Source organism: Nocardia glycosmidis, assembly GCF_052545115.1.
In genome coordinates, this window is the sequence record NZ_JBQWRH010000004.1 from 140,688 (window position 1) to 165,415 (window position 24,728).

Here is a 24,728-nt window from a genome sequence, read left to right on the forward strand (position 1 = left end):
AAGTGAATCGGACTCCCAGCATCCAACGGAATCCGTACAGTGTGCGGTGGTTGCCGCGCGCGGAGTTCAGTGGCGGCCACGGGTAAGCAGCGGCGGCGAAGGTGGTGGCGATGAGTGAACGACCGGTCGATACGTTCGAATTGTGGGATCGGGACGGCGACGGACTGGTTTCGGTGGCGGACATCACGACAGGTATCCGGGCGCTCGGTGTGGAGGTTGATGAGGAAGCGGTCGAGCGGATGGTCGCTGCCGCTGATACCGACGGCGACTTCTTGGTCTCCCGTGCGGAATTCGACGCCGCGCTGATCGGCGGCCGCATCGAGGTAACCGACGCCGACGCAGCGTTCCGTGTCTTCGACGTCAACGGCGACGGCCGTATCTCGGTCGAGGAACTCGAATCGCTCATACGCCACGTCGGAGCGGGCCGCATAGACGAACCGGCCGACACGTTGCTGTCCGCCGCCGACCGTGATGGCGACGGCTATCTGTCGCCGCAGGAATTTCGCATGCTGCTCGATTTTCTCTCTCGCTTGTAAGCCCGTTCCGCGCCTGGCAATTCATCTATGCAGGGCGCTCAACAGGTCACCAGCTCTGCTCAGGATGCGAAGCAGATGCCTACGACCGACTGATCTGCCTGGCGCATGGGCACCTGCGTGGCAGGGGCGCCGAGCACGAGTTGATGGAGCTGTTCCGTGACGAGTAGCGGTCCGTTGCGGGCGGTCCCGGAACGCACGACCACATTGGTGGACTCGTGTGTGCTGCTCGATGTGCTCACCGACGATCCGAAGTGGGCGGATTGGTCGGACGATGCCCTCGCCGAAGCTCGAGATCTCGGGCCATCAGGTGGCATCGCCGCGAGTTGTCCTGCACCCCGGTCACATTCGGCGACGGTAAAGAGGGAGTGTCACATCAACGCGCAACCGGCGTAGTCCGGTCCGCGACCCGTGCTGGGCGAGCGATGGCGACGTAGCCGCTCAGGCGCCGATCTGCTGGCGCAGGCGCGCTACCGCGTCGTCCATGTGCTCGATGAGCAGAGCCCGCGCTCGGGCGGGCGTGGCGGAGGCGATCGCTTCGCGTAGGTCGACGTGTTCGCGGGCCTGTTCGCGAAGGTCGGGGTAGGTGGTCTGCAAGGCGCCCAGGCACATTCGGGTCTCGATCAGCAGGGTGCGGGCCGCGCGCGCGAGGCGGGGGCTGGCCGCGCTCTGCACGAGAGCTTCGTGGAAGGCGTGGTCGGCGTCGGAGACCCCGACTGCGTCACCGTACTCGGCGCGCGCGACCATCTCTTCGACGCTGGGGCCCAGAGTCTCGTAGGCGATCGGGCGGCGACCGTCCAGGATCAGCTCCAGCGCACCGCCTTCCAGGGCCGTTCTGGCTCGGTAGATGTCGATGACGTCGTCGAGGCTCAGTTCGATGACGAAGATCCCGCGGTGGCGGATGCTGTGCAGCAGGCCCTCGGACACCAGGCGCTGCATGGCCTCACGTACCGGCCCCCGGGAAACCGCGAACTGCGCGGCGAGGTCGGCTTCGCCCAGCTGTGCCCCGGGCGCGAGGTTGCCACGCATGATCGCCTCGCGGAGTCGATCGGCGATCATCTCCGCGGTCGATTGCCGGTTCACCGGCTCGAAATCAACGACGGACATCGGTCTGCCTTTCCGCGAACAAGCTGCCGAGTCCGGGAACTGCCGGTTCGGCGCCGGCCAGCCGCAGGCCCGCCCAGATTGTCACCTGATTGGCCGTCAGCACCGGTTTGCCCAGCGTAGCTTCCAGGTCGGGCAGCACTGTCATGGTGTGCATGGCGGTGTCGGGAATGAGCAGTGCTTGTGCGTCGGGGTGGTCGTTGTCGGCCGCGAGCTGTAGTACGTGGGCTGAGGTGAGGGCGCCGACCTGTGCGGCGGTGTCGATGCCCGCGCTGGATAGGGAGACGACGTCGATGCTCGCGTCGGCGAGGAAGTCCACGAACAGCCGGGCGACCTGGTCGGGATAGCTCGCCGCCACCGCGACGGCGCGCAACCCGAGTGCGTGCACAGCGTCGACGAAGGCGAGACTGGTGCTGGTCGCGGGCACGCCCGCCGCTTCGGCCAATGCGCGCACCTGCTCGCGAGCGCCCGCGGGTCCGTAGACGAAACTGCCGGAGGTACAGGCCCAGACGATCGCGTCGGGCCGGTGCGGGGCGAGCAGGGCGGCGCCGAGGCGCAACTTCTCCGGGCCGCCCAGTTCGAGAAGTTCGGGGATGGCATGCAGGTCGGTGCCGTGGATGTGGACCACTGGAAGCTGCGCGCCGAGCGCCGCCGCCGCGAGCGGGTAGTCGTCCTCGGCCGCGTGGCCGGGGTAGATGAAGCCGACGGTGGGTGCCTGCATGCGATGTTCTTTCTTTCGGGAAACGCTCTCTCTTTCGGGAAACGCTCTCTCTTTCAGAAAACATTGAGTAGCCACTTGCCCGGACCCATCATCGGCAGTTTCATCCGGCCGAGGCAGGCCCACATGGTGAGCTGGTTGGCAGTGAGCACGGGTTTGCCGAGCGCCTTTTCGAGCGGCTCGATGACGTCGTAGGTGGGCAGGTTGGTACAGCTGACGAAGATGGCCTGGGCGGCGGGATCGTCGGCGCCGACGATGCGTTCGGCGACGGTGCGGTAGCTGACCTTCCAGATGCCGCCGCCGAGCCCGAGGTGATCCGAGCGCACTACCACGCACTCGGCCTCGCCGAGGAATTCGTGCAGTTTGCGCGTGAGGATCTGGTCGTAGGGGGTGAGTACCGAGATCCGGCTGAGCTCCAGATGGCGGAGCGCCTCCAGCAGCGCGCCCGAGGTGGTGACCGCGTCCTGGGCGCCGGCCCGGCAGATGGTCTCGCGCAGCGATTTCTCGTAGGCGAGGCCCTTGATGAAGCTGCCCGAGGTGCACAGATATGCCACCACCTCGGGCTCCACATGCAGCACGTTGCGGGTGGCCGCGGTCAAGTGGGCGGCATCGGATACCAGCTCGGCCATTTCCAGTGATACCGGTACCGGTTCATAGGGAGTACGCGCCAGATGCAGGCTCACCTCCAAGGGTGCCCAGCGCCACAGCTCCCGTTCGAGCGCGAGGTCGAACGGAGCGATGATCCCGATGCCCCGCTGTGCCACGGGGCCCTCGATGTCGGGGAAGCTCAGATCCACTGGAGCCCCTCTCGCGCTCAGCCGGGACGACCTCCGAACACGATCGGATTGTTGACAATCATACGATGTGATCATAGTGTGTCAACGTGGATCAGGGCCCGATTGTCACCGTCCTGCACGGTGACAGTGTGCCCGACGTCGAATGCATGGCCCCGGTGGCAGACCGTGCCACCGTCCGGTACACCAGAGCCGCCGGCCTGGCGGATGCCCTGCGGGGGGCGGACGTGTTGTTCGTCTACGACTTTCGCACTCGCGCCCTGCCCGGCGCGTGGCACGCCGCCGACCGGGTGCGCTGGGTGCACATGGGGTCGACCGGCGTCGACCCGGCGATGTTCCCCGAGTTGCGGTCCAGCGAGGTGGTGGTGACCAATACCCGCGGCGTCTTCGACTCGGCGATCGCCGAATACGTGCTCGGCCAGATTCTCGCCTTCGCCAAGGACTTGTCCGGTTCGCTGCTGTTGCAGCAGCGGCACGAGTGGCGTCATCGGGAATCCGAACGGGTCGCCGGAACGAGCGCGCTGATCGTGGGCACCGGGTCCATCGGACGTCATATCGCACGCTTGCTGCGCGCGGTCGGGATGACGGTGCGGGCGGTCGGCAGACGGGAGCGCATCGCGGACGCGGATTTCGGCGTCGTCGCCACCGATCTGCACGCCGAGCTGGGCCGGGCCGACTACGTCATCGCCATCGCCCCGCTGACCGAACAGACCACGAATATGTTCGACGCCACCGCTTTCGGCGCGATGCGGCCGCATGCCAGGTTTGTCAACGTGGGTCGTGGGGAACTCGTTGTGACCGACGATCTCGTCGCCGCGTTGCGCACCGGATCGATCGCCGCGGCGGCGCTCGATGTGGTGAACCCCGAGCCGCTCCCGGCCGATCACCCCCTGTGGGAACTGCCGAATGTCCGGATCACCCCGCACAACTGCGGCGATGTCGTCGGATGGCGCACCGAGATCGTCAACAGATTCGCCGCGAACTTCGACAAATGGATCACCGGACGCCCGCTGGACAACGTGGTCGACAAAAGGCTGGGGTACGTGCCCGGCTGAAGGAGCCCATCCATGGACTACCCCGAGATGAACACTCCCACCGACCCGACCGCGATGACGGCGGTCGAACTGGTCTCCGCCTACGCGGCAGGCGCGCTGTCGCCGGTCGAGGCGACCGAGGCGATCCTACGGGCGATCACCGACCGCGACGGTGCGCTCAACGCGTTCTGTCTCGTCGATCCCGATCGTGCCCTGGTGCAGGCGAAGGATTCCGAGGCGCGCTGGCAGTCCGGCCACGCCCGCGGACTGCTGGACGGCGTGCCGATCTCGATCAAGGACGTCTTCCTGACCGAGGGCTGGCCCACCCGGCGCGGGTCCACCTCGATCGATCCGGCCGGTCCGTGGTCGGTGGACAGCCCGGTGGCGGCACGGCTGCGCGAGGACGGCATGGTTTTCCTGGGTAAGACCACTACCCCGGAGATCGCGTGGAAGGCGGTGACCGACAGCCCGCTGACCGGGATCACCCGCAACCCGGCCGACCCGTCCAGAACGGCGGGCGGCTCCTCCGGCGGTAGCGCCGCGGCCGTCGCCGCCGGCATGGGGGCCGTGTCGGTGGGAACCGACGGCGGTGGCAGCGTGCGCATTCCGGCCGCCTTCTGCGGCATCGTCGGGTTCAAGCCCACCTACGGCCGGATTCCGCTGTATCCGGCCAGCCCCTTCGGTCCGCTGGCGCATGCGGGCCCGATGACCCGCACCGTGGAGGACGCGGCGCTGCTGATGGACATCCTGTCGCTCCCCGATCCGCGCGACCCGACCGCGCTGGCGCCGACGGTCACCGCGTTCCGCGCCGAGATGCAGCGCGACGTGCGCGGACTGCGCGTGGCGTACTCGCCGACACTCGGCTACGCCGAGGTGGATGCCGACGTCGCCGCGATCGTCGACGCGGCGGTGACCCGACTCGCCGAGGCCGAATTGCTCGTCAACGCGGCAGATCCCGGTTTCGCCGACCCGCGCGAGGCCTTCGAACTGCTCTGGGCGGCGGGGGCGGCCACCATGCTGTCCGGCTTTCCGGCGGGGACGCGCGAGCGGGTCGACCCAGGACTGCGCGCGGTATGGGAGCGCGGCGAAACCGTACGCGCCGTCGACTATCTCGCCGCGCGCAATGTCGCAGCGCAACTCGGCATCACCATGGGCGCGTTCCATACCGACTACGACGTCCTGATCACGCCGACCGTCCCGATTCCCGCGTTCGCGGCGGGCCACGACGTGCCGCCGGGTAGCGGGCTGCGCAGCTGGGCGGAGTGGACTCCGTTCAGCTACCCGTTCAACCTGACCCAGCAGCCCGCGATCAGCATCCCGGCGGGCAGGACGCCCGCGGGCCTTCCGGTTGGGCTGCAGATCGTCGGTCCGCGTCACTCCGACGACCTGGTGCTGGCGCTGGCCCGCTACGCCGAATTCGTGCTGGCATCCTGACGGGCCGGGTGGCGTCGTTGGGCCGCCCGGCGTGTTCGGTCAGGCACGAGCGAAGGCGAGTGTCTCGCCATGAACCCCGTTCAGCCACAGGGCATTACATGCGGCAGCCAACTCGGCGAGGCCCTCCTCGATGGTGGCGAAGACATTGCCGGGCACCCAACCGAGATCGCCGTTGATCAGCAAATTGTTGCGGCCGTAGAAGAGTGCGAGGTCGGTGGCGCCGCGCTCGTGCTCGGCCGCGGAACCGGGTTCGTATCCGTAGGCCGGATTCCCGATCTCCCACGGCTCGAAATCGAACAGGCACACGTCGCCGGGAATCGGCGTTACGGTCGGGTTCTCCCGATGCGGGGCCGCGCCGATCCGCGGCAGCAGGGTGTATACCTCGTTGCGGGCATACTTGGCATGAAACGCGTCGCCCTCCTGTGGCAGCGCGTGCCATACTGCCGCGCAGGTGCGCGGCGCCTCCATGTCGAGCAAACGGGCACGGCATGTCACCGCGGCGTTGGTGAGGGTGATCGTGATGTAGCGGGCCATGCGGTCCTGCTTCCTGATCGGTGCTCGCCGGGCGGGCACAACGGTTCGCCGGGTACCGGCGCTGGTCGCCGGGCTACAACTCGGCGAGGACCCCCGACCAGATCGCGAGCGCGTCCTCGATTTGCGCATCGCTGACGATCAGCGGCGGAATCATCCGCACCACGTTCATGTGCGGCCCGCAGGTCAGCAGCAGCAGTCCCGCGGCCACCGCGGCGCGCTGTGCGGCCGCGGCGGTGACCGGATCGGGTTCGCCGGTGGACGTGGTGAATTCGGCACCCGTCATAAGTCCGAGACCGCGAACGTCGCCGATCGACTTGGTGGCGCTGTCGCGCAGACCGCGCAGCAACTGGGCGCCCCTGGCCGCCGCATTATCCACCAGTCCTTCGGATTCGATGACATCGAGCGTGGCGATCGCCGCGGCGCACGCTACCGCGTTGCCGCCGTAGGTGCCGCCCTGCGAGCCGGGCCATGCCCGCGCCATCAGCTCGCGCGGCGCCGCGATACCCGACAGCGGAAATCCGCTGGCCAGCCCTTTCGCGATGGTGATCACATCCGGCCGCACGCCGAAGTGCTGATGGCCGAAAAACTTTCCGGTGCGCCCGAAACCGGTCTGGATCTCATCGAAGACCAACAGGATGCCGTGCCGGTCCGCACGTTCGCGCAGTCCGTGGAAGAACTCGGTGTTGCCGGGAATGTAGCCGCCCTCGCCGAGCACGGGCTCCACGACAAACGCGGCCGTGTCGGCGGGCGAGGTGAGCGTGGTGAACAGATAGTCGAGTTCGCGCAGCGCGAAGGCGGTGGCCTCCGGCTCGCTCCAGCCGTAGCGGAACGCCGTGGGGAACGGTGCGACGTGCACCCCCGACATGAGTGGGCTGAATCCGGCGGAGAATCGGGTGCCGGAGGTCGTCATCGTCGCGGCGGCGACGGTTCGGCCGTGGAAGCCGCCGTGGAAGACGATGACGTTCGGCCGTCCGGTCGCCTGGCGCACCAGTCGCAGCGCGGCCTCGACCGCCTCGCTCCCCGAATTGGCGAAGAACAGTGCGTCCAACCCCTCCGGTAGTACCGTGCCGAGCCGGTCGGTGAGATCCAGCAGCGGCCGGTGCAGGACCGTCGTGTACTGGCCGTGGATCAGCTTGGCGACTTGCGCCTGTGCGGCCGCGACCACACGCGGGTGGCAATGACCGGTGCTGGTCACGCCGATACCGGCGGTGAAGTCCAGGTAGCGGCGTCCGTCGGTGCTGTAGAGATAGCACCCCGCGCCGTGGTCGGCGGTCACCGGAGTGGCCTGTTTCAGGACGGGCGATAGCTCGGTCATGGTGATTCGCCTCCCGGAGCGGAATGCGTGACGTGTTATGCCTATTGTCGGATTGTCGACAATAGGCATAACACGGCCGCGCAGGTCGCAGCAATGGCCGAACGCCGCGCGGCGTGAGGAGCTAGCGACGATGTCATCGGCGCCCCTCCGGGCACAGCCGAACCGCCGCCGTCGACACGGTGGCGCGTGCTGTTCATCAACAACGGGGCCGCGGTGGACGGGCAGTGCTGGAATACCCTCTCGCCCCATCTCGGGCGATGGCATCGGGGTCGACGTCACCACCGCCATGGTCGACCGAGCGGTACTCGCCGCGGCCGCCAGGCGCAGTTCCCGCAAGCCGAGGTTGTACAGACGGACTAGAGCGATCGCGCATCTCTCGAGGTGGCGGTGCGCGATATCGAGGGAATTTTCCGCACCCTGACCTTGGCGGCACCGAAACAAGCACCGAACCCGGCGATGTCATCGCCTCCCGCGCGGTCGAACTGTCAGGCCTTCGCCGGCCGCGGGTGATCCCTCGTCGGTCGCGGGCCGACTCGGGCGGTCAGGTCGTGAGCCAGATGGCCTCGGCCGCGGGGCGGCCCAAGTCGATCGGTGACTCCATCGCGCCGACGCGGATGGCGACCGTACCCGCGAAGTCGCGCCGTTCGACCACCGCGATGGTGGTGTCCAGGGCGATGCCGACCGAGTCGAAGTAGCGCAGCATATCCGGGTCCGAATCGGAGATCCGGGCCACGCGGCCGGATTCGCCCGCGGCGAATTCGCTGAGCTGGCGGGCGGGCGGGGTGGGTACCGCGCCGTCCACCGACGGGATCGGGTCGCCGTGCGGATCGCGATCGGGGTAGCCCAGCTTGGCGTCGATGCGCGCCATGAGCAGTTCGGAGACCGCGTGTTCGAGCACCTCGGCCTCGTCGTGCACCTCGTCCCAGCCGTAGCCGAGCTCGTTCACCAGGAAAGTCTCGAGCAACCGGTGCCTGCGCACCATAGCGACGGCGGCGCGGCGGCCTTCCCCGGTCAATGCGATCGCGCCGTAGCGGGCATGCTCGACCAGCCCTTGGTCGGCCAGCTTGCGCACCGCTTCGGAGACCGTCGAAGCCGATACTCCGATTCGCTCCGCGAGCAACTTGGTGGACACCTTCTCCTGCGTCCACTCCTGCGCCGTCCAGATCACCTTCAGATAATCCTGGGCGACCGACGAGATCACCGGCGCGATCGTGGCGGTGCGACCTCGGGCTCGGTCCGGCGCAGCGGCGTCGGCCAGCTCGCGTCGCGTGGCGACATCTCGTTTACCGGGCACACATCCGAGCTTAGGCGGGGTGATCCCGATATACACATTCAGTCATTCCGCCGGCGCGAACAGCTGTCCCGGGCGAACGTGGTCGAATCCCGGGCCGGTGTGGTCCGCCGACCCCTCGGCGGCGCACCGGTGAGCTCGCAGAGCCGAGAACCCGGGGTAGCTCGTCGGTTACCGGCATCGGAAGCGTTGTGCGACATCAGCACGCCCGGATATCGTTCGACACCTGATGTGCGTAGGCTGCGCACTGTGCAGAGATGGCGAAGTCTCGACGAAGTGCCCGCGGACTGGGGACGCTGTGTCCTCACGATCGGTGTGTTCGACGGTGTGCACCGCGGCCACGCGCAGCTGATCAGTCGGGCGGTGAAGTCCGCTGCCGCGCGTGGCGTTCCCGCGGTACTGATGACCTTCGACCCGCATCCGATGGAAGTGGTCCGTCCCGGCTCGCATCCGGCCCAGCTGACCACACTGACCCGTCGTGCGGAACTGGCCGAGGAACTGGGCGTCGATGTGTTCTGCGTCATCCCGTTCACCCAGGAATTCATGAAGCTGACCCCCGCCCGTTACGTCCACGATCTGCTGGTCGAGCGTCTGCACGTGGTCGAGGTCGTGATCGGGGACAACTTCACCTTCGGTAAGAAGGCCGCCGGCACGGTCGAGACCATGCGCGAGCTCGGTCGGCGCTTCGGGTTCGAGGTCGATGGTGTGACGCTGCTCGCCGAACACGCGGTGACCTTTTCCTCGACCTATATCCGCGCCTGCGTCGACGCGGGCGACATGGCGGCCGCGGCCGAGGCGCTGGGCCGCGCGCACCGAGTCGAGGGCGTCGTGGTGCACGGCGACGGCCGCGGCAAGCTGCTCGGCTTCCCGACCGCGAACGTCGCGCCGCCGATGCACGCCGCGATTCCCGCCGACGGGGTGTACGCGGGATGGTTCACCGTGCTCGGACCCGGCCCCACCATCGGCACCGTTACCCCGGGTGAGCGGGCCATGGCCGCGATATCGGTGGGCACCAACCCGACCTTCTCCGGGCGTGCCCGCACGGTCGAGGCGTACGTGCTCGACGGCGAGGCAGACCTCTACGGCCAGCACGTCGCGGTCGATTTCGTGGAGCACGTCCGCGGCCAGCGCAAGTTCGACGCGGTGAACGAGCTCATCGAGACCATGGGCCGCGACGTGGAGACCGCGCGCAAGATCCTGATCGCCGTCGACGATCGGTGAACATCAGGACTTCATGATGTCGCGCAGATCGTTGATCTCCGCGTATTCAGCGCTACGAGAAGAAGATTCACACCCTTGATGTAGCCAGTCGATTACTCGCGTCAGTGTTTCCCGGTGCGACGGTGTCGAGGACCGTGCGATCCCGTGGCCGTGCGGGTGGGCATGCCCGCGATTCGGCGCAGACGTGCCGGTCGGGTAGGGTGATCGCTCGGGTTTGCTGCGGTCCGCGGCGGCGCCCGCACCGGGTAACCGGATCTTCGAGCGCGGAACTGAGAACGAGGAGTGGATGCCCCATGGCACTGACCACCGAGCAGAAGTCGGCGATTCTCGCCGAGTACGGCCTGCACGAGAAGGACACCGGTTCGCCGGAGGCGCAGATCGCGCTGCTGTCCAAGCGGATCGCCGACATCACCGAGCACCTGAAGAAGCACAAGCACGACCACCACACCCGCCACGGCCTGATGGCGCTGATCGGTCGTCGCAAGCGGTTGTCGAAGTACCTGCAGGACAACGACATCAACCGCTACCGTTCGCTGATCGAGCGCCTCGGGCTGCGCAGGTAGTCGCAGCGCCCGCGGCGCTGGATAAGTAATTGCAGCGCCCGCGGCGCTGGATAGGTAATCGCAGCGCCTGCGGCGCTGTGTGTTCGCGGCCCCTTCGGGCTCGCGTGCGAGCGACCGTTGCCGGCGACTTCGTCGCGGAGGCAGCGATCACTCGGACGCGAGCCGGGCCGCGAACGGGATGCTCGGTCTCGCCTCGTTCGTCAAGGAGAGCGGGGCCGACGGGTCGCGGTGAGGGAGCCGCGCCACTGGATGTTCACCCGAGTGTTCGTTCGATCCGTGCCGTAGCCGAGGCGCTCGATAGCCCGGCGAACCGGCAGACGTACAATCTTTTCGTTGGCTATTTGTGTATCAGGGGCGGAGCTGTCCCGTCGCACGACAACATTGCACCGCCGTATGCACCCGCGCGCGTGGCGTCGGTCTTCGGTAGTGGCCTTTCGGCTGCGTTTTCACGCCGTCGGGCTTCGATCGATGACCGCCTCCGCGTCCGCCGTATCCAAGGGGATTCGGCCGGGTGTGCGCGTCGCAGCCAGTAGGGCTGTCGCGCGCCCGTGTCCGGTACGGCTGACGACAGCCGGATCGCGCCCGTAAGGCGCTCGAGCCGGCGAAGACGAGAGGTTGAGAGAAGAATGACCGAAACAACTGAACGCAGGACCTCGGCCGTCGAGGTCGAGCCCGGCGTTTTCGAATCCGTCGCGCTGATCGACAACGGCAGCTTCGGCACCCGCACCGTCCGGTTCGAGACCGGGCGCCTGGCCCGGCAGGCCGCCGGTTCGGTCGCCGCCTACCTGGACGACGAGACCATGCTGTTGTCGGCCACCACCGCGGGCAAGCACCCCAAGGACCAGTTCGACTTCTTCCCGCTGACGGTCGACGTCGAGGAGCGGATGTACGCCGCGGGTCGTATCCCCGGATCGTTCTTCCGCCGCGAGGGCCGTCCCTCCACCGACGCGATCCTCACCTGCCGCCTGATCGACCGCCCGCTGCGTCCGTCGTTCGTCGACGGCCTGCGCAATGAGATCCAGGTCGTGGTCACCGTGCTGAGCCTGGACCCGAAAGACCTGTACGACGTGGTGGCGATCAACGCGGCGTCCGCGTCCACCCAGATCGCGGGCCTGCCCTTCTCCGGGCCGGTCGGCGGTGTGCGCGTCGCGCTGATCCAGAACGGGGCCGAGCCGCAATGGGTGGCATTCCCGACCACCGAGCAGCTCGAGGCCGCCGTGTTCGACATGGTCGTCGCCGGTCGTGTGGTCGAGTCCGGTGACGTCGCCATCATGATGGTCGAGGCAGAGGCCACCGAGAACGTCATCGCGCTGGTCGAGGGCGGCGCGCAGGCTCCCACCGAGGCCGTTGTGGCCCAGGGGCTCGAGGCCGCGAAGCCGTTCATCGCCCGCCTCTGCCGCGCGCAGCAGGACCTGGCCGAACTCGCCGCCAAGCCCACCGAAGAGTTTCCGCTCTTCCCGCCGTACGGCCAAGACGTCTACGAGGCCGTCGAGGGCACCGCGAAGCGCGAGCTGGGCGAGGCGCTGAGCATCGCGGGCAAGCAGGAGCGCGAAGAGAAGATCGACGAGATCAAGCTCGCTGTGCTCGATCGCCTGGGCGACGACTTCGCCGGGCGCGAGAAGGAGCTGGGCGCGGCGTTCCGCTCGGTCACCAAGAAGCTGGTGCGCCAGCGCATCCTGTCCGACGGCTTCCGCATCGATGGCCGTGGTCTGGCGGACATTCGCGCACTGTCGGCCGAGGTCGCGGTGGTGCCGCGGGCGCACGGCTCGGCGCTGTTCGAGCGCGGCGAGACGCAGATCCTCGGCGTCACGACGCTCGACATGGTGAAGATGGCCCAGCAGGTCGACTCGCTCGGCCCGGAGACCAGCAAGCGTTACATGCACCACTACAACTTCCCGCCGTTCTCCACCGGTGAGACCGGCCGCGTGGGTTCGCCCAAGCGCCGCGAGATCGGCCACGGCGCGCTGGCCGAGCGGGCGCTGATCCCGGTGCTGCCCAGCCAGGAGGAGTTCCCCTACGCCATCCGGCAGGTCTCCGAGGCGCTCGGGTCCAACGGTTCCACCTCGATGGGCTCGGTGTGCGCCTCCACACTGGCACTGCTGAACGCCGGTGTGCCGTTGAAGGCGCCGGTCGCCGGCATCGCCATGGGTCTGGTGTCCGACACCATCACCAATGACCAAGGCGAGGACGAGGTCCGTTACGTCGCGCTGACGGATATCCTCGGCGCCGAAGACGCCTTCGGCGATATGGACTTCAAGGTCGCGGGCACCCGTGATTTCGTCACCGCGCTGCAGTTGGACACCAAGCTGGACGGCATCCCCTCGCAGGTGCTGGCCGGTGCGCTGAGCCAGGCGCACGACGCGCGCACCACGATTCTGGACGTGATGGCCGAGGCCATCGCCACCCCGGACGAGATGAGCCCGTACGCGCCGCGGGTCACCGCGATCAAGATCCCGGTCGACAAGATCGGTGAGGTGATCGGCCCCAAGGGCAAGGTGATCAACCAGATCACCGAGGACACCGGCGCCAACATCTCGATCGAGGACGACGGCACCGTGTTCGTCGGCGCGACCGACGGCCCGTCGGCGCAGGCCGCGATCGACGCGATCAACGCCATCGCCAACCCGCAGTTGCCCAAGGTCGGCGAGCGTTTCCTCGGCACGGTCGTCAAGACGACCGCCTTCGGCGCGTTCGTTTCGCTGCTGCCCGGCCGCGACGGCCTGGTCCATATCTCCAAGCTGGGCAATGGCAAGCGGGTGGCCAAGGTCGAGGACGTGGTGAACGTCGGTGACAAGCTGCGCGTGGAAATCGCCGACATCGACAACCGCGGCAAGATCTCGCTGGTGCCGGTCGACGAGACCGCCGACGAGCCCGGCGACGACGCCGCTGATGCGGGCCAGGCCGGAACCGAGTAGTACTTGCCTCTGTGACGAAGAAGAAGACGACAACCCCTCTGCTCAGCACCGGGCAGGGGGGTTCGTCACTCGAGCTGCGGCTGGACTCGGACAGCGGAGTGCGGCGCACCGTGTTGCCCGGTGGATTGCGTGTGGTGACCGAGCACCTGCCCGGGGTGCGCTCGGCGTCCATCGGCGTCTGGGTCGGGGTCGGGTCGCGCGACGAAGGACCGACCGTCGCGGGTGCGGCGCACTTCCTGGAGCACTTACTGTTCAAAGCGACACCGACGCGGTCGGCGCTCGACATCGCCGAGGCGATGGACGCGGTCGGCGGCGAGCTCAACGCGTTCACCGCCAAGGAGCAGACCTGCTACTACGCGCATGTCCTCGACGAGGATCTGCCGTTGGCCGTCGACATGGTCTCCGACGTCGTGCTCAATGGTTTGTGCCGGTCGGTGGACGTCGATGTGGAGCGTCAGGTGGTGCTCGAGGAGATCGCGATGCGCGACGACGACCCCGAGGACCTGGTCGGCGACTCGTTCTTGACGGCGTTGTTCGGCGATCACCCGATCGGGCGTCCGGTGATCGGCTCGGTCGAATCCATCGAGGGGATGCGGGTGGCCCAGCTGCGTTCTTTCCACCTGCGTCGCTACCGTCCGGACCGGATGGTGGTCGCGGTCGCGGGCAACGTGGAGCACGACCACACCGTGGAATTGGTGCATCGTGCTTTCGAGAATCGGCTCGACCCTGCGGCGCTGCCCGCGCGGCGGCGCGAGGGCCGGTTCCGTCCGCACGGCGCTCCGCAACTGCACTGGAGTCAGCGCGACAGCGAACAGGCGCATCTGGTGTTCGGCGTGCGTGCCTTCGGACGCCACGAAGGGGAGCGACGCTGGCCGCTGTCGGTACTCAACACGGTGGTCGGCGGTGGGCTGAGCTCGCGACTGTTCCAACGCATTCGGGAAGAGCGCGGGCTGGCGTACTCGGTGTATTCCAGCATCGACACCTTCGCCGACACCGGTGCCTTCTCGGTGTACATCGGCTGCCAACCGGAGAACCTCGGCAACGTGGCGGCGCTGGCCCGCGGCGTGCTGGAAGAGGTGGCGGCAGACGGGATCAGCGACGCCGAGTGCGCACGCGCCAAGGGCTCGCTGCGCGGCGGTTTGGTACTCGGCCTGGAGGACTCGGCCTCGCGCATGAACCGGCTCGGGCGCAGCGAACTCAGCTATGGTAGCCACCGCAGTGTGTCCGAGACCCTCGCCCGCATCGACGCCGTCACCACCGACCAGGTCTCCGCTATCGCGCGTACCCTGCTGGCGCGGCCTTTCGCGGCCTCGGTCGCGGGACCGTACCAGCGCACCCGTGAGCTGCCCGCCGCCGTTCGGCGACTGGTTCCCAACTGATCGGGGCGGTTCCGCTGTACCCGCGGATCGGCGCGCAATCCGTTGCGGCGATACTGTTTCGGCCGCCGCCGATCCGCGTCAGTGCTGAAATGGCTCGTCCGGTCGGCGAATCCCGGAAGTGGCGAGGAGCCGAGATGAACCGAACGTATGGTGACCGGCGGGTGCTGGCCGCGATCTCTATGTCGATCCTGGCGCTGTCCGGGTGTGGTGGCGAGAACGCCGCCGCGGGCAAGCCGGGCGAGCCGACCGCTGCCGCGCTGCGCCAAGAGGCCACCGCGATGAACGCCGCACTGGCCGGTCACGACTACGCAGCGGCGTACCAGTTCCGTTCTGCGCGGTGCAGGCTCACCCTGAACCAGGACGACTACATGATGTCCATGGCACAGCTCTACGACGGCAGGGACCTGAAGACCAAGCCGTCCGAGATCAGTGTCACGACATCGGGAACGACCGGGTCGGTCACGGTCAAGAACTTCGACGCCCGCGCGGCCCAGGACGACGCGAAGCCGAAGACCTGGACGTTCATCGACGGGCAGTGGCGCTTCGACAACTGCTGAGTGCGCTCGCATCGCCCCGCGCCCGGACGACGTCCGAGCAGCCGGCGTGAGCGGCGATTGGCATTTCCCATCGAGTGTCGGCTAATGTTCAGTGTCGCGTCACGGAAATCGCGATGCGAATGCGGATGTAGCGCAGCTGGTAGCGCATCACCTTGCCAAGGTGAGGGTCGCGGGTTCGAATCCCGTCATCCGCTCCACGTGTATCGCAGAGCGCGCCGACCATGGGCATGTCCCCGGGACGGCCGCCTGAAAGCCATATCCTGCCGGTGTGACAACCAGCGAAGCGGCATCCCGGACGCCCCCTTTCCGGCGACGCCTGGTGCCGCTGGCCGTTGGCGTCGTGCTGGCGGTGGGCGGGGCCGCCACCCGGCCGTTCAGTTGGTCGGCGACCGCGCTGGTGCTCGTGTCGGTGGTCGTTGCTCTCGTGCTTGCCTGGCGTAGGCGGCCCGCACGGACTCCATTTACTACCCGGTTGCGGCGCGGCGTGGCCCTGTGGGCGACGCTGCTGGCCGTGGCGGCGATCTGGGAGGGTTATGCCTTTGTGCGACAACCGGATTGGACGCAGCCGAGCAGCGAGCACCCGACTTTGTCGACCCTGCTGGATCCGGCGCTCGAGCAGGGCCCGCTGCGGTTCGCCGGCTGGTTGATCTGGCTGGGTGCCGGCTGGTGGCTGTGCCGAGATGAGTGATCGAGCGATCGTCATCGTCGGGTTCGCGCTGGTGCTGGTGGCGACGTCAGGCGCGGTGGTGGTCACGCGTGTGCGCCGGGATCTCGTCGCGCCGTTGGGTGAGACTATCGCGTACCTCATCCGCACTCGGGCGGCGCGTGTTGTCGCTGTTCTCGTATGGGCGTGGCTCGGCTGGCACTTTCTCGCGCGGTAGGGAGTCGGCGACCAGCCGTCGGGCCGCCGATGCGCAAGTGGACATTCGGCCGGATCGACATAAGCACTGCGATCGCTGAGTTGTGGGAGGCCGCACATCAGGTGGCGGTCGGCGATGGCGACCCACCGCTGCAGCCCGCTGCCGCGCCTGGCTGCTGCCACTCGACAACACGTCGACGCTCTAGCAGGGTCTCGCCGGAAAATCCGTTGTCCGGGCCCGGACAGGACCGTAACGTCGCTTCGGTTTGTCCACCGATCAACCGAAGGAGAACGGTCATGGAACCCGTCACCGAACGCGACATCCGGTCGTCGTTCGTCAACTGTTCGAAAGGCGATGCCCAGCGGCTGCCCGTACCCAGGAACCTGGGCGAGCGGCCATGGGATGATCTGGACTTTCTCGGCTGGAGCGATCCGTCGTTGCCCGGTCGGGGATATCTCGTGGTCCCACGGGACGACCGTCTGGTCGGTGTCGCGCTGCGCTATGCCACCGGCGGCACCGGCCGGGCACAGATGTGCGCGATCTGCCTGACCACGCACACCGGTGGCGGCGTTTCGCTGATGACCGCGCACAAGGCGGGGGAATCCGGGCGTCGGGGCAATTCGGTCGGCACCTACATGTGCACCGATCTCGCCTGCTCGCTCTACGCGCGGAACAAGAAACGGCCCGCGCTCGGGAGCCGCTATCGAGAAGATCTCACGCCCGAGGAGAAGGTCGAGCGAGTGCGCGACAACATGACCACGTTCCTCGCCAAGCTCTACGCCTGATCGACCTTTCGATGTCTGGACACCGTGCAGCCGATGAGCTGCCCGCGCGAACGGAGGTAGATGCCATGTGCCGACACTCGACGACCACTCGGCGCAGCCACCCCGAGTTGAGCTATACCGCAACGGAACTCGGGGTGGCGCACAGTTCCTCGCCGGTTGGGTCTGCCCGGCCCGCCCGGACCGTCCCATCCGGCGAGGAATTCACCCTGCGAGAGCCGTTGTACCCGAATCGAATCAGCGGTGGTGATCGGTTCGGCTTCGGCCGAGCCACTGCGGCGAGATCATCCCTGTGACGGGAGGACGGCCGGGCACTGCACGATGGCGGTCTGCCGGCAGTGCTGCGCGGAGCGAACCGCTCGAGCGATATCAAACGCCGCCGTACGGGACGGTGATCAATTCGAGGAAATGACCACTGGGGTCGCGGAAATACACGCCTCGGCCGCCGTCGTTGTGGTTGATCTCGCCGGGCCGCTGGCGGCGCGGATCGGCCCAATGATCGACTCGGTAGCGCTGGATCTTGTCGTAGGCCGCGTCGAACTCGGCCTCGGAGATAAGGAAAGCGTAATGCTGGGGCTGGATATCGCCGAGGTCCGGCGGCACGTTCGCGAAGTCGAAGGTGACGCCCTCGGCCAGGGAAAGCGGAATGAACGGTCCCCAGGGCGATCCGATTTCCAGCCCCAGGATCTCGGCCCAGAATTCGGCGGACTCACGGTTGTTGTGGCAACCGACAATGGTGTGGTTGAACTGCACAGACAGTGGATTGCTCCTCTGATTCGTGACGATCCCGACCCCGGGCTCGGTACAAGGCGGCCAACGGGAGCACCGTCACTGCAGAACAAGCTAACACCTGACCAGCGGTGTCGCCAGTGCCCGACCGAGTGGTAGGCGCGTCCACGGCCGAGTCGCCGGCGTGATCCCGTCTAGGTCGGCTGTCGGCATGCGGCAACGAAACGGGCCGGGTGCCCGGCTTCGCTTCGAGCGAAGTTGAACCGAGCGTCGCCGGTATGCGGTTCGGCTTGTGCCAGGGCGGCGCAGGCGGTTGCGGGCGCGGTGAGCAGCGGCGGTCGCGCCGGCAGCGTTCATATAGCGGTGACGAACGGCGGTGCCGCGAATCGAACACCGGTAGCGTGGCGAGATGAAGATTCGTGGCGCGGTACTGGAACGAATCGCGGCGCCGGCGCCGTTCGCTGAATCGGCGCCGATCACGGTCTGCGAGCTGGAGCTGCGCGAACCGGGCCCTGGGGAGCTGCTGGTTCGGATCGAAGCGGCGGGGTTGTGTCATTCCGACCTGTCCGTGGTGGACGGCAACCGGGTGCGGCCGCTGCCGATGCTGCTCGGACACGAGGCCGCGGGACGAGTCGAGTCGGTCGGGCCTGGGGGCGGCGATATCGCGCCCGGGCAACGCGTCGTGATGACCTTCTTACCCCGCTGCGGCGAATGCGCGGGCTGTGCGACCGAGGGCCGCACGCCCTGTGTTCCCGGCAGCATCGCCAACAACGCGGGTGAACTGCTCGGCGGTGGGCGCCGGTTGCTCCGCGACGGCGCCGAAATACACCACCATCTGGGCGTGTCCGCCTTCGCCACACATGCGGTGGTGGATCGCAGGTCGGTGGTCCCGGTCGACGACGGCGTGCCGCCCGAGGTCGCGGCCGTACTCGGCTGCGCCGTGCTGACCGGTGGTGGCGCCCTGGTGAATTCGGCGCAGCCGCGCATCGGCGACCGGATCATGATCGTCGGTCTCGGTGGTGTCGGCATGGCGGCCCTTCTGGTGGCGGTGTCGTTGGCAGCGGCGGGCCACGAGGTCACAGCGGTGGACACTGTCCCCGAGAAACTCGCTCTCGCAAGGCAATTCGGCGCGGATGCGGTGTACACCCCGACCGAAGTCGCCGAGCGCGGTGCACAGGCCGAAATCGTGGTCGAGGCCGCGGGCAACATCCGCGCCTTCGAGACCGCGGTGGGAGCGACCGCGCCCGGTGGCACCACGGTCACCGTCGGGCTGCCCGCTCCCGATGCCCGTGCGAGCATCTCGCCGCTGGCGTTGGTCGCGCAGGGGCGTTCGATCGTCGGCAGTTATCTCGGTTCCGCCGTGCCCTCGCGCGATATTCCCGAGTACGTCCGCATGTGGCGGTCGGGCCGGCTGCCGGTGGAGCGGCTCATCTCGGCGCATGTGGGTCTCGAGGACATCAACGGCGCCATGGACGAACTGGCCGCGGGTCACGCCCTACGCCAGGTGATCGTCTTCGACTGACGCGTTCTCCCCGGTATGCCGCTTGTTCGGCGGGGCCCATCGCGTCGACGAATCGCTCGAGCAGCCGTGCGAAGTCGGCGCGTTCGGTGGGAGTCGGTCCGCCATCGCGGCGGCCATGGCCGCAGCGCGCGTTCAGGCGGCGGCGTCGCGTCCGGCGGGGGCAGGCGCGGAACCGCGCGGCGGCCGACGCGCTGATCGGCGACCCTGCTGCTGCCTCGCCTGCGCTCGGCCCGGCGCGGTCTGTGAGGCGGACTTCGTCGGGCTGCGTCTGTGCTGCGGTCGGGTGTCCGGTCCTGCCCGGCGTGGGTGTGCGGACCGGCTGCGCTCGCTTTGCGGATGGCTGAGCGGCACGCGGCCCGGCGTGGGTGTACGGACCGGCTGGTCCCGCGTACACGCTCGTCGGCGGCTGCCGGCGGCTTCGATCGGGCCGGTGCGGGGCCGCAGACGGATTCGTCCGGCGGCGCCGATTAGGCTGGCACCGACCGAGGCGGAACGAGGAGGTGCGGTGACCATTCGAGTCGGAGTGCTCGGGGCGCGTGGCAAAGTCGGGCAGGCTATCTGCGCGGCGGTGACGGCGGCGGATGACCTGGAATTGGTCGCGGAAGTCGGCAAGGGCGATTCGCTCGACCTGTTCACCGCGGCGAACACCCAGGTTGTTGTCGACTTCACCCACCCCGACGTGGTGATGGGGAACCTGGAATTCCTGGTGGAGCACGGCATTCACGCGGTGGTCGGCACCACCGGGTTCGACGAGTCCCGGCTCGCGGAGGTGCGCGGCCGGCTGGCCGGCCGACCGGAGGTCGGCGTGCTGATCGCACCGAACTTCGCTATCGGCGCGGTGCTGTCCATGCGTTTCGCCGAGCAGGCCGCCCGGTTCTTCGAGTCGGTCGAAGTCATCGAACTGCACCACCCGAACAAGGCGGACGCACCCTCGGGCACCGCCTACCGCACCGCGGGCCTGATCGCCGCGGCCAGGGACAAGGCGGGTGTGGGCGGCAGCCCCGATGCGACGACGACCGAACTCGAGGGCGCGCGCGGCGCGGACGTGGACGGGGTCCGGGTGCACTCGGTGCGGCTGACCGGTCTCGTCGCCCACCAAGAGGTGCTGTTCGGCACTCAGGGTGAGACCCTGACCATCCGGCACGACTCGATCGACCGCTCGTCTTTCGCGCCTGGTGTACTGCTCGCGGTGCGCGATATCGCGAACCGTCCGGGCCTGACCGTCGGACTCGATCCGTTCTTGGACCTGTGAGCGAGCATCTGCGCGGGAACGGTGGACGCCGCCGAGCCTTCGCTTGTGACGGAGGCGATCGTGGGCGCGCGACCCGAGGAGAGTGCGCGCAGGTGCGCGCGATGAAGCCGAGTCCCGGCGAGGCGCGGTCGTGAGCAGCGCGCAACCGGCCGATCCGAAAGGCGGCGCCGAAGTCGTCAAGGTCGTCGCCTTGATCGGGGCGCTCGTGCTGGTCCTGGGCTTCTATTTCCTGCTGCTCGGCCGAATCGCGTTGAGCCTGATCGGTTCCGGCGACGTGGCGGCGATCGTGATCGGCGTCGGTGTGCTGATCCTGCCCCTACTGGGTGTCTGGATCGTCGTGGCCACCGTGCGCGCGGCGCTGGCGCATCAGCATCTGGCGCGGCGCATTCACGACGAGGGTCTCGAGCTGGACACTGCCCAGTTGCCGCGGCTTCCCTCCGGTCGCATCGAACGTGCGGCCGCCGACGAGCTGTTCGCGACGGTCAAGGCCGAATGGGAAGCCGACCCGGACAACTGGCGGGTCTCCTATCGCCTCGCGCGTGCCTACGATTACGCGGGCGATCGGACCAGAGCCCGCGAGACCATGCGCCGCGCGGTCGCGCTGGAACGGCACGAGCGCGACACCACCTGATCGCCGATACCATCGCAAGATGGCCCGGTTGCTGATCATCCATCACACGCCGTCGCCGTTCCTGCAGGCGATGTTCGAGGCCGTCGTCTCCGGGGCCACCGACCCCGAGATCGAAGGTGTGCAGGTGGTGCGCCGCGCAGCCCTGTCGCTGTCGCCGACCGACGTGCTGGAGGCCGACGGGTACGTGCTCGGCACCCCGGCCAACCTCGGGTACATGAGCGGCGGCCTGAAACATGGGCTGGATGTCATTTACTACCCCTGCCTCGATTCGACCCGAGGGCGGCCGTTCGGGGCGTACTTCCACGGCAACGAGGGCACCGAGGGTGCGGAGAAGGGCGTCACCTCGATCACCACCGGGCTCGGGTGGGTGAAGGCGGCCGAGTACGTGGTGGTGTCCGGCAAGCCGTCCAAGGACGACCTCGAAGCGTGCTGGGAACTCGGCGCGACCATCGCGGCGCAGTTGATGGGGGATTAGCTGTGGGTGATGTGAGGAAGCTGCACCACACGGTGCCGAAGTTCTACCTGCGAGGGTTCGCAGACCATCGTGCGTGGATTACAACAGTCCGGCTGCCGGGTGAAAAGACCTACACGCAGTCCATCGACAAATCCGCAGCTATCAACCACTTCTACTCAATCGATGGCCATCCTGACGGGTCGGATGTGTTCGAGAAGGCGCTGTCAGATCTGGAGGGAAGCGACTGTTTCCGGGCGATCGAAGCTGGCGATTGGCCGTTGTCGGAGGAACAGCGCGTGACTCTCGCCATGTTCTTGGCGGTGCAGTATTTGCGCGGACCAGACCATCGCCGGTCGATGGAATACCTTGCGGCCCATATCGCGCGCTTGAAGGTCGAGGTAACCGGGCGTGACAACGTCGCGGATGGAACCTGGGAGGTGGTCGGCGCGGACGGCTGGCCGGTCCCGATGGCCGAGTTCGTGGAGCTCCACGCCGACGTGGTTGCCGCTCTCGTAGCCGTGGAGCAAACCCCGGTGGACGAGCGCCTGTTGATCGCTGTCTGTCGCGGCCTGCTGTGTCTCTGGGGACCTCGTAGGGCGGCGCGGTGATCGCGGTGCTGTGGGTGGTTGCGGTCGGCCTGCCGCTGGCGGTGTGGCTCTGGGCGATGTTGTGGCCGGAGCGAATCCCGCGTGACCGATCAGTGGACGGCATTCGCGAGCGCATCGAGGACGAGGAGCGGCGGCTCTACGGCTGCCGCTGGCACGGCTGACTCGAATCTTTGCTTGTCGGTGACTTGCGGCATCATGGCGACCATGCCGTTCCCGTTGGTGGGGTTCACCGGATTCGTTCCATTCGCCGAGCTACCAGCGAGCGAGGTTCCTGCCGGGCCTGGGGTCTATGTGATCACACGGCCAGCGCTCACACCGCCCGCCTTCCGGGCCGAAAGCCCCGCCGGTTGGTTCAAGGGCAAAGATCCATCGGTGCCGCTCGCCGAGCTTCAATCATCCTGGGTAGCAAACGAACCCGTGGTCTACATCGGGAAGGCAAACGTGGGTGCCTCCGGTCGTCGGGGCCTGCGTAAGCGGCTGGACGAATACCGGCGGCACGGAGCCGGGCAGCCGGTCGGGCATTGGGGCGGCCGGTTGATCTGGCAGCTCACCGACAGCGCGGAGTTGCTGGTCGGCCGGCGCGAGGAGTCCGACGCCCGTGCGCTGGGCTCGACCATCGGGGTGGTAGGACCGTAGCTACGCGAGGCCGGACAGGTGCTACCGGAAGCGCAGCCGAAAGACTCTGTCGGTGTCCGATGGCATGGTTCGTTTCATGCGAAAGATGGGTGCGGCGGCGGCACGCCGAACGGCGTTGGCGGCACAGGGTTTCGGGGGACGTAAGCCCGGGCGGGCTACGCGCCGGTCGGTATTGGGGGTGCTGGACAGAACGCGGCTGCTGCAGCTGGATTCGGTGTCGGCGGTGGTGCGAGCACATTACGCACCGGTGTTCAGCCGAATCGGGCCGTACGATCGCACCCTGCTGGATCAAGCCGCGTGGAGTAACGGCGGGCGGCGGGCGCGGGCGCTCGTCGAGTACTGGGCGCATGAGGCCGCGCTCATCCCGGTCGAGGACTGGCCGCTGCTGCGCTGGCGGATGCGGCGGTACGAATACGGGCGCTGGTCGGGCATGCGCAAGGTGGTGGAACGCAATCCCACCTTGGGCAAGGACATCCTGGACGTGCTCACCGAGGTGGGGGCGGCCACCGCCGGCGAGATCGAGCGTCATCTCGAGCTGGACGAACCGCGGGCCAAGGGATCCTGGTGGAATCACAGCGACACCAAGATGATCTGTGAACAGCTCTTCGCCGCCGGCGCGTTGTCGGTGGCGACTCGTGTCGGGTTCACCAGGCATTACGACCTCACGGAGCGGGTGATCCCGCCGGATGTGCTGGCGCGCGACGTTTCCGAGCAGGACGCGGTCCGCGAGCTGGTGCTTCGGGCGGCCACGGCGCACGGCATCGGCACCGAGGCGGACCTGCGCGACTACTACCGTCTGCAACGCAGCCAGACCGAGCCGGCCATCGCCGATCTGGTGGACGCGGGCGAGTTGATCCCGGTGCAGGTGGCGGGCTGGGATAGACCGGCCTATCTGCGGGCCGGGGCGCCCACCCCGCGCCGCGTCGACGGCGCCGCCCTGTTGTGCCCGTTCGATCCGCTGATCTTCTTCCGCGCCCGCACCGAACGGATCTTCGACTTCCACTACCGCATCGAGATCTACACGCCGGAACACAAACGGGTGCACGGCTATTACGTCTTCCCGTTCCTGCTCGACGGGGAGCTCGTCGGCCGTGTCGACCTGCGCGCGGAACGCGCCACCGGTCGGCTGTGGGTACCGGCCGCGTTCGCCGAACCCGGGTACGGCACCGCGGCCACCGCCGGTGCGCTCACCGGCGTGCTGCAGGAACTGGCCGACTGGCTCGAACTCGACGACGTGGTGATCGGCGACCGGGGCGATCTCGCCGCATTGCTGTAGCGAGTCGGGCCGCGGTGTGGCCGGATTCAGGCGTCGCGCTTCGGCCCGTAGCCGCGCATCTGGTCGCGCAGCGCGCCGTGCACGGCACTCGACAGCCAGGAGTTCAGTGACTGACCGCTCTGTGCGGCAGCCTCTTCGGCACGCGCCTTCATCTGCTCGACGAGCCGCAGCGTGACCCGGCTGATGTCTCCGGTCATCTCCTCGAATGTCGGCGGCTCGTCGGTCGCCGTGGTTTTGCGCACATCGACGCAGGCGTCGGTACCGTCGACCGACACGTGCACGGTGCGATCCCCGAGTGCCGAGCTGACCTCCGCGGCGAGCTCGGACAGGGCGGCGAGCAACACCAACCGAGCCGAACTGTCGGTCGCGGCGGCCAGCGCTGCCGCGGTGGCCTGCGTCTTCTCGTCGCCGAGCGTCGCGGCGGCGAGCAGGTTCTCGCGCAGCTGTCCGGTGTATTTGTCCAAATCCATGACACCAGTGTGACGTCATTCGCGATGTCAGGCAAGGGTGAAGGTGACATCACCCTGCGGTGGTCGAGGAGCGAACGCGCTACCGTTGCGGCCCGATCGCCGACGAGGGTGTCGAG

At 67.9% G+C, this 24,728-nt stretch carries 28 protein-coding genes and 1 tRNA gene; 20 read left to right on the forward strand and 9 right to left on the reverse strand.

From position 1 onward, the window contains the following. Positions 1-110: 110 nt before the first annotated feature. Positions 111-536: an EF-hand domain-containing protein gene (locus ACT86A_RS06580; RefSeq protein ID WP_445091089.1), complete on the forward strand. Its 426-nt coding sequence runs from the start codon at positions 111-113 to the stop codon at positions 534-536. A 59-nt stretch (positions 537-595) separates the two neighbouring features. Here ACT86A_RS06580 and ACT86A_RS06585 read toward each other — a convergent pair whose 3' ends face one another. The 4 genes from ACT86A_RS06585 to ACT86A_RS06600 all read right to left on the reverse strand — a co-directional run bounded on the left by ACT86A_RS06585 (position 596) and on the right by ACT86A_RS06600 (position 3,152). Next, positions 596-775, reverse strand: a complete 180-nt coding sequence (locus tag ACT86A_RS06585) for a hypothetical protein (protein WP_445091090.1) — start codon at positions 773-775, stop codon at positions 596-598. A gap of 199 nt (positions 776-974) precedes the next feature. Then, a complete protein-coding gene (locus ACT86A_RS06590) occupies positions 975-1,640 on the reverse strand; it encodes a GntR family transcriptional regulator (RefSeq protein WP_445091091.1) in 666 nt (221 codons plus the stop codon). Next, the gene (locus ACT86A_RS06595; RefSeq protein WP_445091092.1) at positions 1,627-2,358 is read right to left on the reverse strand and encodes a maleate cis-trans isomerase family protein; all 732 of its coding nucleotides are present in this window, start codon (positions 2,356-2,358) and stop codon (positions 1,627-1,629) included. The genes ACT86A_RS06590 and ACT86A_RS06595 overlap by 14 nt, the downstream gene beginning before the upstream one ends. A gap of 53 nt (positions 2,359-2,411) precedes the next feature. Continuing rightward, entirely contained in the window at positions 2,412-3,152 is a 741-nt protein-coding gene (locus ACT86A_RS06600) for a maleate cis-trans isomerase family protein (RefSeq protein WP_445091093.1), read from the reverse strand. An 86-nt stretch (positions 3,153-3,238) separates the two neighbouring features. Here ACT86A_RS06600 and ACT86A_RS06605 point away from each other — a divergent pair, with 86 nt between their 5' ends. Next, positions 3,239-4,204 (forward strand): D-2-hydroxyacid dehydrogenase, encoded by a 966-nt coding sequence (locus tag ACT86A_RS06605; RefSeq protein ID WP_445091094.1) that lies wholly within the window; start codon positions 3,239-3,241, stop codon positions 4,202-4,204. Between the two features lie 27 nt (positions 4,205-4,231). Further along, positions 4,232-5,617 (forward strand): amidase, encoded by a 1,386-nt coding sequence (locus tag ACT86A_RS06610; RefSeq protein WP_445091327.1) that lies wholly within the window; start codon positions 4,232-4,234, stop codon positions 5,615-5,617. Positions 5,618-5,656: 39 nt separating this feature from the next. On the opposite strand, the gene ACT86A_RS06615 is transcribed toward ACT86A_RS06610, so the two are convergent. The 3 genes from ACT86A_RS06615 to ACT86A_RS06625 all read right to left on the reverse strand — a co-directional run bounded on the left by ACT86A_RS06615 (position 5,657) and on the right by ACT86A_RS06625 (position 8,724). Further along, positions 5,657-6,151 carry a DUF3830 family protein gene (locus tag ACT86A_RS06615; RefSeq protein WP_445091095.1) on the reverse strand — a complete coding sequence of 165 codons (495 nt, stop codon included), beginning with the start codon at positions 6,149-6,151 and terminating at the stop codon, positions 5,657-5,659. Positions 6,152-6,224: 73 nt separating this feature from the next. Continuing rightward, positions 6,225-7,466 carry an aspartate aminotransferase family protein gene (locus ACT86A_RS06620; RefSeq protein WP_445091096.1) on the reverse strand — a complete coding sequence of 414 codons (1,242 nt, stop codon included), beginning with the start codon at positions 7,464-7,466 and terminating at the stop codon, positions 6,225-6,227. 541 nt (positions 7,467-8,007) lie between these two features. Then, positions 8,008-8,724 carry a metal-dependent transcriptional regulator gene (locus tag ACT86A_RS06625; protein WP_445091328.1) on the reverse strand — a complete coding sequence of 239 codons (717 nt, stop codon included), beginning with the start codon at positions 8,722-8,724 and terminating at the stop codon, positions 8,008-8,010. 282 nt (positions 8,725-9,006) lie between these two features. Between ACT86A_RS06625 and ACT86A_RS06630 the strand changes: the two genes are divergently transcribed. The 9 genes from ACT86A_RS06630 (at position 9,007) to ACT86A_RS06670 (ending at position 17,037) form a co-directional block, all read left to right on the forward strand. Beyond that, positions 9,007-9,978, forward strand: coding sequence for a bifunctional riboflavin kinase/FAD synthetase (locus ACT86A_RS06630; RefSeq protein ID WP_445091097.1), 972 nt, complete (start codon positions 9,007-9,009; stop codon positions 9,976-9,978). A gap of 293 nt (positions 9,979-10,271) precedes the next feature. Then, on the forward strand, positions 10,272-10,541 hold the full coding sequence (gene rpsO / locus ACT86A_RS06635) for a 30S ribosomal protein S15 (RefSeq protein ID WP_039799352.1): 270 nt from the start codon (positions 10,272-10,274) through the stop codon (positions 10,539-10,541). Between the two features lie 626 nt (positions 10,542-11,167). Further along, on the forward strand, positions 11,168-13,456 hold the full coding sequence (locus ACT86A_RS06640) for a polyribonucleotide nucleotidyltransferase (protein WP_445091098.1): 2,289 nt from the start codon (positions 11,168-11,170) through the stop codon (positions 13,454-13,456). A 38-nt stretch (positions 13,457-13,494) separates the two neighbouring features. Then, complete coding sequence (locus ACT86A_RS06645; protein WP_445091329.1) at positions 13,495-14,835, forward strand: M16 family metallopeptidase; 1,341 nt, start codon at positions 13,495-13,497, stop codon at positions 14,833-14,835. A gap of 134 nt (positions 14,836-14,969) precedes the next feature. Then, on the forward strand, positions 14,970-15,392 hold the full coding sequence (locus tag ACT86A_RS06650; protein ID WP_445091099.1) for a hypothetical protein: 423 nt from the start codon (positions 14,970-14,972) through the stop codon (positions 15,390-15,392). Positions 15,393-15,513: 121 nt separating this feature from the next. Then, positions 15,514-15,589: transfer RNA gene (locus ACT86A_RS06655), tRNA-Gly, on the forward strand. Positions 15,590-15,660: 71 nt separating this feature from the next. Further along, on the forward strand, positions 15,661-16,080 hold the full coding sequence (locus tag ACT86A_RS06660) for a hypothetical protein (RefSeq protein WP_445091100.1): 420 nt from the start codon (positions 15,661-15,663) through the stop codon (positions 16,078-16,080). Continuing rightward, positions 16,073-16,273 (forward strand): DUF6186 family protein, encoded by a 201-nt coding sequence (locus tag ACT86A_RS06665; protein WP_445091101.1) that lies wholly within the window; start codon positions 16,073-16,075, stop codon positions 16,271-16,273. Before ACT86A_RS06660 ends, ACT86A_RS06665 begins: the two co-directional genes overlap by 8 nt. A gap of 275 nt (positions 16,274-16,548) precedes the next feature. Continuing rightward, the gene (locus ACT86A_RS06670; protein ID WP_445091102.1) at positions 16,549-17,037 is read left to right on the forward strand and encodes an FBP domain-containing protein; all 489 of its coding nucleotides are present in this window, start codon (positions 16,549-16,551) and stop codon (positions 17,035-17,037) included. Positions 17,038-17,403: 366 nt separating this feature from the next. Here ACT86A_RS06670 and ACT86A_RS06675 read toward each other — a convergent pair whose 3' ends face one another. After that, complete coding sequence (locus tag ACT86A_RS06675; RefSeq protein ID WP_445091330.1) at positions 17,404-17,793, reverse strand: VOC family protein; 390 nt, start codon at positions 17,791-17,793, stop codon at positions 17,404-17,406. A gap of 379 nt (positions 17,794-18,172) precedes the next feature. Here ACT86A_RS06675 and ACT86A_RS06680 point away from each other — a divergent pair, with 379 nt between their 5' ends. The 8 genes from ACT86A_RS06680 to ACT86A_RS06715 all read left to right on the forward strand — a co-directional run bounded on the left by ACT86A_RS06680 (position 18,173) and on the right by ACT86A_RS06715 (position 24,142). Next, positions 18,173-19,285 (forward strand): alcohol dehydrogenase catalytic domain-containing protein, encoded by a 1,113-nt coding sequence (locus tag ACT86A_RS06680; protein WP_445091103.1) that lies wholly within the window; start codon positions 18,173-18,175, stop codon positions 19,283-19,285. Positions 19,286-19,790: 505 nt separating this feature from the next. Beyond that, on the forward strand, positions 19,791-20,537 hold the full coding sequence (dapB, locus tag ACT86A_RS06685; RefSeq protein WP_445091104.1) for a 4-hydroxy-tetrahydrodipicolinate reductase: 747 nt from the start codon (positions 19,791-19,793) through the stop codon (positions 20,535-20,537). A gap of 130 nt (positions 20,538-20,667) precedes the next feature. Continuing rightward, entirely contained in the window at positions 20,668-21,168 is a 501-nt protein-coding gene (locus tag ACT86A_RS06690; RefSeq protein WP_445091105.1) for a hypothetical protein, read from the forward strand. 19 nt (positions 21,169-21,187) lie between these two features. Continuing rightward, positions 21,188-21,643, forward strand: coding sequence for a flavodoxin family protein (locus ACT86A_RS06695; RefSeq protein WP_445091106.1), 456 nt, complete (start codon positions 21,188-21,190; stop codon positions 21,641-21,643). A gap of 32 nt (positions 21,644-21,675) precedes the next feature. Continuing rightward, positions 21,676-22,230, forward strand: a complete 555-nt coding sequence (locus tag ACT86A_RS06700; protein WP_445091107.1) for a DUF4238 domain-containing protein — start codon at positions 21,676-21,678, stop codon at positions 22,228-22,230. Further along, positions 22,227-22,391: a hypothetical protein gene (locus tag ACT86A_RS06705; RefSeq protein WP_445091108.1), complete on the forward strand. Its 165-nt coding sequence runs from the start codon at positions 22,227-22,229 to the stop codon at positions 22,389-22,391. Before ACT86A_RS06700 ends, ACT86A_RS06705 begins: the two co-directional genes overlap by 4 nt. A 19-nt stretch (positions 22,392-22,410) precedes the next feature. Next, complete coding sequence (locus ACT86A_RS06710; protein WP_445091331.1) at positions 22,411-22,866, forward strand: hypothetical protein; 456 nt, start codon at positions 22,411-22,413, stop codon at positions 22,864-22,866. A gap of 76 nt (positions 22,867-22,942) precedes the next feature. Then, entirely contained in the window at positions 22,943-24,142 is a 1,200-nt protein-coding gene (locus ACT86A_RS06715) for a winged helix-turn-helix domain-containing protein (protein WP_445091109.1), read from the forward strand. Positions 24,143-24,168: 26 nt separating this feature from the next. Here the strand turns inward: ACT86A_RS06715 and ACT86A_RS06720 are convergent, their stop codons facing one another. Continuing rightward, a complete protein-coding gene (locus ACT86A_RS06720) occupies positions 24,169-24,612 on the reverse strand; it encodes a hypothetical protein (protein ID WP_445091110.1) in 444 nt (147 codons plus the stop codon). Positions 24,613-24,728 lie beyond the last annotated feature (116 nt).